The sequence below is a fragment of the Bacillota bacterium genome (assembly GCA_033549065.1).
Taxonomy (GTDB): Bacteria; Bacillota; Dethiobacteria; order DTU022; family DTU022; genus JAWSUE01.
Window position 1 is genome coordinate 141,246 of sequence record JAWSUE010000006.1, and the last position, 11,770, is coordinate 153,015.

The following is an 11,770-nucleotide window of genomic DNA, read 5'->3' on the forward strand; positions in this document are numbered from 1 at the left end:
CTCATTTTTCTTTAAAATGAAGGCTTTTCACGATATTCCCCGAAAACCTCTTTCAGAGCTGCCACTATTTCACCTTCAGTCGCATAGAATTTAACCGCGGCCAGGATTTTCGGTATCAGGTTATCACTGCCTGCCGCGCAATCCTTGAGCTCTCTCAGGGCATTACTGACCGCACTGTTATCACGCCTGGACTTCAACTCTTTTAACCGGTCGACCTGTTTCTTTTCAACCTCGGGGTCAATTCTGAGCAGTTCAATCTGCAGCGGTTCCCCCGTATTGTAACGGTTAACCCCTACTACCACTCTCTCGCCGCTGTCTACCTCTCGCTGAAATATATATGCAGAATCTGCAATTTCCTGCTGGAAGAAGCCAATATCGATTGCCGCCAACACCCCACCCAAGTCATCGATTCTCTTAAAATACTCTTCAGCTTCTTCTTCCATCCGATCGGTCAACGCCTCGATAAAATAAGAACCAGCCAGGGGATCAATCGTATTGGCCACCCCGCTCTCATGAGCGATGACCTGCTGAGTACGCAGGGCGATCTTAACCGACTTCTCTGTCGGCAGCGCCAAAACCTCATCCATCGAATTTGTATGCAGCGACTGGGTCCCACCCAACACTGCCGAAAGAGCCTCAAGAGCAGTTCTGATGATGTTATTCTCCGGTTCCTGGGCCGTAAGGCTGCAGCCAGCCGTCTGAGTATGAAAACGCAGCTTAAGTGAACGAGGGTCTTTAGCCCCGTATTTTTCTTTCATTCGCCTGGCCCAGATCCGTCTTGCCGCCCGGTACTTGCAAATCTCTTCAAAAAAATCTATATGGGAGTTAAAGAAAAATGATAGCCGCGGGGCGAAACGTTCAACCTCAAGACCGGCCTTAATTCCCGCCTCGACATAGGCAAACCCGTCAGCAAGTGTAAATGCCAATTCCTGTACCGCTGTCGAACCGGCTTCCCGAATGTGATAACCGCTGATGCTGATCGTATTCCACTTTGGCACATGATCGGCCGCAAAGGCAAAAATATCGGTGATCAATCTCATCGACGGCTCGGGAGGAAAGATCCATGATTTCTGGGCAATATATTCTTTCAGAATATCATTCTGAATTGTCCCACCCACCTGATCAAAACTGATACCCTGTTTCTCCGCATTGGCCAGATACATGCACCAGAGAATTGAAGCGGGTCCGTTGATAGTCATCGAGGTTGTTACTTTATCAACAGGAATCCGGTCAAAGAGCACTTCCATATCTTCCAGCGAATCGATGGCCACACCGCAGCGACCCACTTCACCGAGCGAGCGCTCGTGATCCGAATCATAACCCATAATTGTCGGCATATCGAAAGCAACACTTAGTCCGGTCTGACCATGTTCCAGCAGGTATCGATAACGCCTGTTCGAATCATAGGCATCTCCGAAACCGGAAAACTGGCGCATCGTCCAGAGCCGGCCGCGGTACATATTACTTTGCACCCCCCGGGTGTAAGGATAACTGCCCGGAAATCCGAGATCCTCACTGTAATCCAGTTCTTGCTGCTCCAGGGGAGTATAAAGTGCGTCAACCGGCATACCGGAAACAGTCTTGAAAGAACTTTTCCGATCCTTCAGACCTCTTACATCTTCTTCCCATTTTGCTTTTTCTTCTTTTATTTTCTCGGTTTGCCTGTTATCACTCATTCAATCATCCCCTTCGGTCCTACCGTTATAGAAATTGATCCGTTCCAACAGTTCACGGGCGGAACTGTAAGGATCCTGTTCACGAAGAACTATCTTTTCCACCAGCGCATCGAGCTCAATTTTAGCCTTGACCCGGTCCCATATTTTATTCTTCACCAGGTACTCAACCTGCTCGGTCAGTTCCCGCCTGACTCTTTCACGCCTGATCTCCAACAGCTTTCCACTCTCTTCCATGAACTTGCGGTGCTCGCGAATAGCCTTCCACAGCTCTTCAATTCCCTCGCCGCGGATCGATATGGTGGGCACAACCGGCGGCCGCCAACTGCTGCTCTTCATATCGAGCATGGCATTGATTTCAGCAATTGTCCGTTCAGATCCAGGCAGATCGGCCTTGTTGATCACAAATATATCGGCAATCTCCATTATTCCTGCTTTGATTGTCTGCACGCTGTCTCCCCCGGCCGGAGTAAGAACCACCAGGGTTGTATCGGCTGTCTTCACTATATCAACTTCCGATTGTCCCACACCAACAGTTTCAACCAGCACGATGTCCTTGCCGAATGCGTCAAGGACCTGGATCGCTTCCCTTGTGGAACGTGACAATCCTCCCAAGCTGCCCCTGGTCCCCATACTGCGGATAAATATTTCCTGATCGAGGGCATGATCCTGCATTCGAATCCTGTCACCGAGAATTGCCCCGCCGCTGAATGGACTTGTCGGGTCCACGGCAATCACACCCACAGTCAATTCATCATCACGCATCTTCTTCAGAAGGGAATCAACCAGGGAACTTTTTCCCGAACCCGGAGCGCCGGTAATACCGATAACGTAAGCCCGGCCGGTATGGGGATAGATTTCTTTAAGTAGTTCCATCTTTTCCGGTTCATCATTTTCAACTTTCGAGATAAAGCGTGCTGCGGCACGCCTGTTTCCATTAAGTAGTTCTGCAACGAGCTGCTGCATCCGGTCACCTCATTATAAATAAGCGGGGTAAGGGGACAGGTCCCTTATCCCCAATCAGAAGGTGTAGTATAAATGGGACAGGAGACCTGTCCTCCCATCCCAAGCTTTATATGCTTTTTACTGCTGTCAATACTCTATTCCCTTACAGCATTTTACGCCGCTGTTATAGTGATGCTTGATCGCCAGTACTTCACTGACTGTATCGGCGATCTTGACCAGTTCAGGCGAAGCGCCACGTCCGGTTAAGATAACCGTAACATGCGATGGCTTCTTCTTCAGCAGCTCCAACACATCGGCTTCATCAATTAAACCATAATCAACTGCAACATTAATTTCATCAAGAACAACCAGGTCGTAATCACCACTCAGGACTGCTTTTTCCGCCTTCGAAAATCCATCTTTTGCCAGTTCTAAGTCAACAGGATCCGGATTTTCCCGGTTCACAAAGTCATCTCTCCCAGCCCTGACAACAGTCAGGTTAGGCATCTGGACAGTAGCCAGAAATTCGCCGTAATCGCGGCCCTTCAAAAAATGAATCATGTACACATGGTATCCATGACCCAACGCGCGGATAGCCTGGCCGACCGCTGCAGTTGTTTTTCCCTTACCGTCACCGGTTATCACCATGATTAAACCGGGCATCTTTTCAGCCATTTAATTCAATCCCCTTTCAGCCAAGCAGGTAGCGGGAGATAACCAGGCGCTGTACTTCACTGGTTCCCTCATATAGCTGGGTTATTTTTGCATCTCGCATAAATCGCTCAACGGGGTAATCTCTTGTATAACCGTATCCACCGAACACCTGGACGGCATTGGTGGTTATCTCCATTGCCGCTTCGGCAGCATAAAGTTTGGCCATCGCTGATGCCTTCCCGTAGGGAAGACCGTTACTTTCAAGAAATGCCGCCTGGTAGGTCAGCAGCCTGGCCGCTTCTATCTTTGTTCCCATATCGGCCAGCATGAAGGATATAGCCTGGAAATTGGCGATAGGCTGACCGAACTGCTCTCTTGATTTGGCATAGTTTACGGACTCTTCCATCGCTCCCTGTGCAATCCCGACAGCTTGGGCGGCAATACCGTTACGCCCGCCGTCGAGTGTGCTCATAGCAATTTTAAACCCTTCACCTTCTTTACCGAGCAGGTTCTCCTTCGGCACCCTACAGCCGTCAAATACAAGCTCGACAGTAGGCGAAGATCTTAAGCCAAGCTTCCTTTCCTTCTTCCCAAAAGAAAAACCGGGCATTCCCTTTTCTACGATAAATGCACTGATTCCCTTGGCCTTCAACTCTTTATCGGTTACTGCAAAGACCACATATATTTCCGCCTCGCCGGCATTGGTGATAAAAATCTTATTTCCGTTCAACACATAACTATCGCCATCCAGGACCGCAGTAGTTCGCTGTGCCGCCGCATCGGTTCCGGCAGTCGCTTCTGTCAGGGCATAGGCGCCGAGTTTTTCTCCCAGGGCCATCGGTTCCAGGTACTTCTTCTTCTGCTCTTCATTACCGTACTTGTAGACCGGCCAGCCGGCAAGCGATGTATGCGCTGAGAGGGTAACTCCGGCAGAGGCATCTACCCTTGAAAGTTCTTCTACCGCGATGACATAGCTGATAAAATCACAGCCACCCCCTCCGTACTCTTCCGGCCAGGGGATTCCGGTCAGTCCGAGTTTACCCATTTTATCAAATAGTTCCCTCGAAAATTCCTCATGATCATCGCGCTCGTCAGCGCCCGGTTTAACCTCTTTTTCAGCAAAATCCCGGACCATCTGCCGGGTCATTTCCTGCTCTTCAGTTAGGACAAAATTCATTCATTCAGCCTCCCTATTTTAAAAGTTCTCTGGCAACCACGATACGCTGGATTTGATTGGTCCCTTCATAGATCTGCAGCGCTTTGGAATCGCAGAAATAGCGTTTTAGCGGGCTCCCCACAGTTGCGCTCTCCAGCCCGCAGAGATCTATCGCTTTTTCAGCCGCCTTAACAGCCAGATCGGTGGCAAATAATTTCGCCATCGAGGCCTCCCTGGAACAGCGCATACCTGCCCCCTTGGCTATCGCTGCCTTGTAGACCATCAACCGGGCTGCTTCAAGGCCTGTGGCCAGATCTGCCAGAATAAAAGATTTTCCCTGATCAATATTTATACCGCTGTTTTTCAATTCTTTTAATTTTTCTGCGGCAAATTCAATTGAAGCCCTGGCTAATCCCAAACCCTGGGCGGCAATTCCAATCCTGCCCCCGTCGAGCAGGGCCATCGCAATATTGAAACCTTCCCCTACTCCCCCCAGTCTGTTCGACACTGGAACAAAAAGATCCTCCATCCTCAGTTCTGTCGTGTGCGACCGGTTCAGGCCCATTTTTTTCTCCGGCTTTCCTGGCAAAGGCCCGTCTGGACCTTTCTCCACAATAAAAGCGGTGATCCCTTTCCGGCCCAGACTGCGGTCAACAGTAGCAAATACAGTGTATAAATCTGCTTCTCCCCCGCTGGTTATAAAAAGTTTGCAGCCGTTTAAAATGTAACCGCCTTCTACCGCCTTTGCCGTGGTCGAAAGCGCCGCTGCATCCGAACCGGCTTCTGCTTCGGTCAGGGCAAAAGCGCCCAGCATTTCCCCGGCAGCCAAACGAGGCAGGTATCGCTTTTTTTGTTCTTCCGTTCCGAAGTAGAACAGAGGGAAAGTGCCGACAGAGGTATGAACGGCCATGATAACTCCGGTTGAGGCACAGATTCTTGAGATCTCTTCAATCAAAATAATATAAGTTAAAAAATCTTCTCCCATACCGCCATATTCAACGGGTAAAGGAACTCCCATGTAGCCTTTTTCCGCTGCTTTTTTCAGATTTTCATGCGGATAAAGGTCATCTGTATCCAATTCAATCTCGGCAAATTGGCAGAATTCAGCCTGTCTTGACTGATCTTTTTCGCTCAACAGAAAATTCATTATTTACTACTCCAGGTATCCCTAGTTTATGATACTTTTACTATTGTGGCTTCGCCCTGGGCTGCCCCGCTGCAGATGGTAGCAAGTCCGTATCCGCCGCCCCGCCTTCTCAGCTCTGCGATGAGAGTCATCAGTATTCTGGCCCCGCTGGCCCCTATTGGATGGCCAAGCGCAACCGCACCGCCATTAACGTTAACTTTATCTTCATCCCACCCTCCAAGCTTTATACAGGTTAGGGCAACAGCCGCAAATGCTTCATTAACTTCAATTAGATCGATCTGATCAATTCCCAGATCTGCTTTGTTCAATGCCTTCACTGCCGCTTCATAAGGCACAGTGGCAATATAGCGCGGTTCCAGTGATACAGACGCGTGGGCAACAATTTCTGCCAGCGGCTCCAGTCCCCGTTCTTTTGCCGCCTGAGGTGAAGTAATTACCAGGGCTGCCGCACCGTCACTGATTGCGGGGGCATTTCCTGCTGTAATCAGGCCATCCGGCTCAAAGGCCGGCGGCAGGCAGGATAAACTCTCCAGAGTCGTGTTCCGACGGGGAAGTTCATCTTTATCAACCAGTAAATGATCACCCTTTCTTACAGGAACTTCGACAGACACTATTTCCTCACTTAAACGTCCCGCATCTTCCGCCTCAACTGCCAACATATGGCTGCGCAAAGCGAAACAATCCATTGCTTCCCTGGTGATTCCATGTTCAGCCGGCACTGCGCTACCGTGAACTCCCATATGAACCCGGTGAAAAGGACACCACAGCCCGTCGTGAATCATTCCGTCGATCAGGGTTGTATCACCCATCCTGTATCCAATTCTGCCCTGAGGCAAGTAATAGGGGACAGCGCTCATATTCTCCATTCCCCCGGCAGCCACTATTTCTGCATTGCCGGAGCGGATCATCATCTCGCCCAGGTTAACCGCTCTCAACCCAGAGGCGCATACCTTGTTGATTGTCTCCGAAGGGATGCTTAAAGGCATATCAGCCTTAACCGTTGCCTGTCTTGAGGGGATCTGCCCGGCTCCCGCCTGGACAACCATCCCCATGAAAACATTATCGACTTCACCAGATTTGATCTCTGATCGCCTGAGCGCCTCTTTCAGCACAATTCCACCCAGATCAACTGCAGGAACATCCCTGAACATTCCGAGATATTTGCCAAATGGTGTGCGGGCATAGCCTAAAACTACAGCCCTGTCAGTCATTGGCCGCCACCTCCGTTTAAGGCCCGGTATGCAATATCTTTTCGGTAATAACAGCCTTCAAAATATATTTTACCGGCTGCATCGTAAACTCGCCTAAGCGCTTTCTTCAGATCTTCATCCCAGGCTGTAACCCCGAGAACCCTGCCGCCTCCGGTTACCAAACGGTTATCTTTTTCCCTGGTACCAGCATGGAAAACAGCAACCTTCCCACCGCCATCTTCAACTGCCCGGCCGATCCCTTCGATCATAAAACCCTTATCATAAGATCCGGGATAACCCTTTGAAGCAAGCACCACGCAAACTGCAGGATCACCAAGCCATTCGGCTCTTTCTCCGGCTAAATCGCCCCGGGCAGCCTTCATCAGCAGAGGCAGCAAATCCGATTTCATTCGCGGTAGAATCGCCTGAGTTTCCGGGTCACCGAAGCGGACATTAAATTCAAGAACATTAAATTCATTCCCCGAAACCATCAGTCCGGCATAAATTACCCCGCGAAAATCTATTCCGCTCTCCTTAAAACCTCTTAACAAGGGCTTGAAAACATTATTCACGGTTTTTTCAGCCAGCTGATCAGTATAAATGGGCGCTGGAGAATAAGCTCCCATGCCACCCGTATTCGGGCCTGTATCTCCTTCCCCGATCGCTTTGTGATCCTGGGCCGATGGGAGATAAATCAGTTCTTTTCCGTCGGTAATCGCCAGAACAGAAACTTCTTCTCCGCTCAGGCACTGTTCAATAATTACCCGGTCACCGGCTTCACCGAAGGCTTTCTCGATCATGATATCGTATAAAGCCTGCTCGGCTTCCGCGGGTCCTGAAGCTACAGTTACACCTTTTCCGGCCGCCAGACCGTCCGCCTTGATCACCACCGGACCGCCATAAAACCGGGAAAGATGCCGTCTTGCATCATCAAAATCGTCAAATACTGCAAATTCAGCGGTGGGGATCCCCCACTGTTTCATTTTTCGCTTGGCCCATACCTTACTTCCTTCCAGCCTGGCTCCCTTGCTATCGGGGCCGAATACCATCATTTTACTCTCACGGAACTCTTCGGCCAGTCCTTTGACCAGCGGAGCTTCGGGACCCACTACGGTCAGGTCAATTTTATTCTCCAGAGCCCATTTTTTCAGGCCGGAAATATCTTCTGCAGCAATATCTATACACTCGGCAACTCCGGCTATTCCGGGATTACCCGGTGCACAATAAAGTTTTTCCAGCAGAGGGCTCTGGGCTATCTTCCAGGCCAGGGTATGTTCGCGCCCTCCTCCGCCAATAATTAAAACACGCATCTGATAATGACCTCCTCTGCTAGTGCCTGAAATAACGGCGGCCTGTAAATACCATGGTCAGCCCAAGCCTGTTGCATAGCTCGATCGACTCTGCATCCTTTAAAGAACCGCCAGGTTGAACGATAGCCGTTACACCAGCTTTAGCCGCTTCCTCAACCGTATCGGGAAAGGGGAAAAAGGCATCTGACCCCAAAACTGTCCCTTTGGCCAGTTCACCGGCCTGGTTTAAAGCTATCCGGGCTGCACCGATTCTGCTCATCTGTCCGGCCCCTATGCCGTAAGTCCTGCCGTTACCGGCAATAACTATCGCATTGGAACGGACATGTTTGACAACTTTCTGGGCAAAGTTCATGTTTTCCCACTCTTCCTCACTGGGAGCCCTCTTCGTAACAACCTTGCCCTTTCTGACACTTACGGGCTCGCGATCTATCGTCTGAATCAGCATACCGCCGGCAACCTTCTTCAGATCAAAGAGGTCAGGATTATCCCCTTCGACTTTCATCTGCAGAAGACGGATATCCTTTTTCCCCGCCAGAAGATCCAGCGCTTCATCTGTAAACCCGGGAGCGGCAATTACCTCTAAAAATATTTTTATCATTTCCCCTGCAGTTTCTACATCGATAACCCGGTTCAGCGCCAAAACTCCCCCGAATATTGAAACCGGGTCGGCGTCATGGGCAAGCCTGTAAGCTTCGGCAATCGATACCGCAGAACCGACTCCACAGGGATTGGCATGTTTTACCGCAACGGCGGTCGGCTCTTCAAACTCGAGGACCAGTTCCCAGGCAGCATTCAAGTCATTTAAATTGTTAAAAGACAGCTCTTTCCCCTGAAGCTGTTCGGCAGCCGCCAGTCCTTTTATCACTCCTGAAGCAGCATAAAAAGCAGCTTCCTGTTGTGGATTTTCACCGTATCGTAAATCCTGAACCTTCTTAAAGGTATAACTTAACTGTTCAGGGTAAAGCGCAACAGCGGATTCAGGATTATTTTTAAAGTAAGCTGCAATTGCTGCATCGTAGGCCGCTGTATGGGCAAATGCCTCGGCAGCCAGATTCAGTCTGGTTTCTGCGCTAATCTTTCCTTCCTTTTTCAACTCTCCGATTATCTTCGAATATCGGGCCGGGTTGACCACTACCGCCACACTGTCATGATTTTTGGCAGCCGCCCTGACCATAGTCGGCCCTCCTATATCAATATTTTCCACCACTTCCTGGTGGGTTACCCCCTCGCGTGCTGCAGTTTTTTCAAATGCATAGAGGTTAACCACCACCAGTTCAATCGGTAAAATCCCCAATTTTTCAAGTTCCGTCATCTGACCGGTGTCACCGGTTTTGGCCAGTATTCCCGCGTGGATAAAGGGGTGCAGGGTTTTAACCCTGCCGCCCAAAATTTCCGGAAAACCGGTTAGATCGGCCGCTTCTGTTATGGGTACACCTGCCTGGGCGATAACTTTTGCTGTCCCACCTGTTGAAACTATTTCAAATCCCAGAGCAGCAAGATCTCCGGCCAGTTCGGCAATTCCACTTTTATCGGTTACACTTAGCAGGGCTCTTCTATGAACCGTCAACGATCAGGCACCTTCTTCCCTCAACCTTTAATTTATCCCGGCAAAAGAGATCGATCGCGGTGGGATAAAGCCGGTGTTCGGCAGCATGAATTCTCTGCAGCAGTGTATTGACGGTCTCCCGCTGGATAACCGGGACCGCTTCCTGCAGGATCACCGGACCGCTGTCCAGCCCCTCTTCAACAAAATGCACTGTGCAGCCGGTTACCTTCACCCCATATTCAAATGCCTGCTCTACCCCGTCAGTTCCGGGAAAAGCAGGCAACAATGAAGGATGGATATTCATGATCTGTAATGGAAATGTTTTAACAAACAGTGGGGATAGGAGACGCATAAAGCCGGCCAGAACAACCAGATCAACCTTAAACTTTTGAAGTATTTCGATTAAAGACCGGTCATACTCTTCGCGGTTTTTGTGACCCTTGGGATCGACAAATATGGCTTCCACTCCATGCCTGCGGGCTCTATCCAGGGCCGGTGCTTCACCGCGGTCACTGATAACAACCGCCACCCTGCCGGCAATTTCCTCTCTTTTAACTGCTTCCAGGATTGCCTCGAGGTTTGTTCCCTGTCCCGAAGCGAGAACGGCTATCTGCTTCATCTTTCAGCTCCTCCCGGCTTTGATTATGCTGCTTAATAAGTTCTACCAGCAAGACAGCTTTTCCTTTTGTCGCATCGATTATTCCAAACATCTTGCCACTATTTAATCAGGACATCGCCATGCCCTCCGGTTACTTTTCCGATGAGGTAAGCCTTGATCCCTTCCGAGTCGAAATGCCTTAGTAGATCGCCGGCCTCGTCTTCGGAAACCGCCAATGTGTAACCCACACCCATGTTAAAAACCTTATACATTTCTTCCTCTGCAATCGCACCAAATTCGGCAATCAGATTAAAAACAGGTGGAACCGGCCAGCTGTCGCGCTGCAGCTCAACTCCCACCCCGGGAGGCAAAACTCTCGGGAGGTTACCGGGCAGACCGCCGCCTGTGATATGAGCCATACCTTTGATGTTAAATTTTCCGAGCGCTGCCATTACCGGTTTTACATAAATCACTGTCGGTTTTAAAAGTTCATCGGCCAAACTTGTTGAAAAAGCCGCCTGGAAATCGGTCAGAATAAGCGCTGCCTCTTCCAACAGGACCTTCCTGGCCAGAGAATATCCATTGCTGTGCAGACCGGACGACGTAAGGCCGATCACCAGGTCTCCGGCAGCAATTTTTGAGCCGTCAATAATCTTCTCCCGGCTGACGATTCCGACGGCAAATCCGGCGAGATCGTATTCTCCGGGAGCATAGAATCCCGGCATTTCGGCCATCTCCCCGCCCAGGAGGGCACAACCGGCCTCTCTGCACCCTTCGGCAATGCCTGAAATGATCTCCTCCACCTGTCCGGGGAGAAGCTGTCCGGTTGCCAGGTAATCAAGAAAAAAGAGCGGCTCAGCCCCCTGGACCAAAATATCGTTAACACACATGGCCACGCAGTCTATACCGATGGTGTCATGCTTCTCTGCAGCAAAAGCCACCTTTAGCTTCGTTCCGACCCCGTCACACCCGGAAACCAGTACCGGATCTTTAATATTCTTTAGATCGGGCGCAAACATCCCTCCAAATCCGCCGAGATCCTGGAGCACCTCCGGCCTGAAGGTTGAACGGGCTAGCCCCTTGATCCGTTTTACAGCTTCCTCCCCGGCGTCAATGTTAACTCCCGCTTTTTTGTAATCCATCCCTTCAGCCATCGCACATCACTCCTCTATGCTTATACGTTTCCAGTTTTTTACCAAAGTATCAGCACTTTACGGGGAAAAGCTGCATAGCTAAAAATTTAAAGCGAACTAAAGCAAGTTACTTAGAATTACAAGGCGAACCAATACTATGAGTCGGTCCCGATGAACAAAAATAATTTATTACCGCTTCAGCAATATGTTCGTCGGGCCGAGAGCCGAAGACTAAGTGTCAAGTCTCGAGGCTGCCGACGAATAGTTGAAGGTGAGCCTATGAAATTCTTGACGAGCGATCGTGAGCTGAATTTTTAGCACTGCGGCTTTACAGCAAAACAGCCCGGCGTTTAACCGGGCTGTTACCAATTCACTTTAGAAGAAGAGCGGCGCAAAAACGAGAGCCACTATACTCATC

General features: G+C 50.0%; 10 protein-coding genes. All 10 read right to left on the reverse strand.

The window, feature by feature from the left end:
- Positions 1-11: 11 nt before the first annotated feature.
- On the reverse strand, positions 12-1,676 hold the full coding sequence (locus tag SCJ97_05715) for a methylmalonyl-CoA mutase family protein (GenBank protein MDW7739540.1): 1,665 nt from the start codon (positions 1,674-1,676) through the stop codon (positions 12-14).
- Entirely contained in the window at positions 1,677-2,639 is a 963-nt protein-coding gene (gene meaB / locus SCJ97_05720; protein ID MDW7739541.1) for a methylmalonyl Co-A mutase-associated GTPase MeaB, read from the reverse strand.
- Between the two features lie 126 nt (positions 2,640-2,765).
- On the reverse strand, positions 2,766-3,293 hold the full coding sequence (locus SCJ97_05725; GenBank protein MDW7739542.1) for a cob(I)yrinic acid a,c-diamide adenosyltransferase: 528 nt from the start codon (positions 3,291-3,293) through the stop codon (positions 2,766-2,768).
- 16 nt (positions 3,294-3,309) lie between these two features.
- Complete coding sequence (locus SCJ97_05730) at positions 3,310-4,449, reverse strand: acyl-CoA dehydrogenase (GenBank protein MDW7739543.1); 1,140 nt, start codon at positions 4,447-4,449, stop codon at positions 3,310-3,312.
- 13 nt (positions 4,450-4,462) lie between these two features.
- Positions 4,463-5,575 (reverse strand): acyl-CoA dehydrogenase family protein, encoded by a 1,113-nt coding sequence (locus SCJ97_05735; protein ID MDW7739544.1) that lies wholly within the window; start codon positions 5,573-5,575, stop codon positions 4,463-4,465.
- 26 nt (positions 5,576-5,601) lie between these two features.
- A complete protein-coding gene (locus tag SCJ97_05740) occupies positions 5,602-6,786 on the reverse strand; it encodes an acetyl-CoA C-acetyltransferase (GenBank protein ID MDW7739545.1) in 1,185 nt (394 codons plus the stop codon).
- Positions 6,783-8,075: a phosphoribosylamine--glycine ligase gene (gene purD / locus SCJ97_05745; protein ID MDW7739546.1), complete on the reverse strand. Its 1,293-nt coding sequence runs from the start codon at positions 8,073-8,075 to the stop codon at positions 6,783-6,785. The genes SCJ97_05740 and purD overlap by 4 nt, the downstream gene beginning before the upstream one ends.
- 19 nt (positions 8,076-8,094) lie before the next feature.
- Positions 8,095-9,642, reverse strand: coding sequence for a bifunctional phosphoribosylaminoimidazolecarboxamide formyltransferase/IMP cyclohydrolase (gene purH, locus SCJ97_05750; GenBank protein ID MDW7739547.1), 1,548 nt, complete (start codon positions 9,640-9,642; stop codon positions 8,095-8,097).
- Positions 9,629-10,240 carry a phosphoribosylglycinamide formyltransferase gene (purN, locus tag SCJ97_05755; GenBank protein MDW7739548.1) on the reverse strand — a complete coding sequence of 204 codons (612 nt, stop codon included), beginning with the start codon at positions 10,238-10,240 and terminating at the stop codon, positions 9,629-9,631. Before purN ends, purH begins: the two co-directional genes overlap by 14 nt.
- A gap of 98 nt (positions 10,241-10,338) precedes the next feature.
- Positions 10,339-11,373, reverse strand: a complete 1,035-nt coding sequence (purM, locus tag SCJ97_05760; protein ID MDW7739549.1) for a phosphoribosylformylglycinamidine cyclo-ligase — start codon at positions 11,371-11,373, stop codon at positions 10,339-10,341.
- Positions 11,374-11,770: the final 397 nt, after the last annotated feature.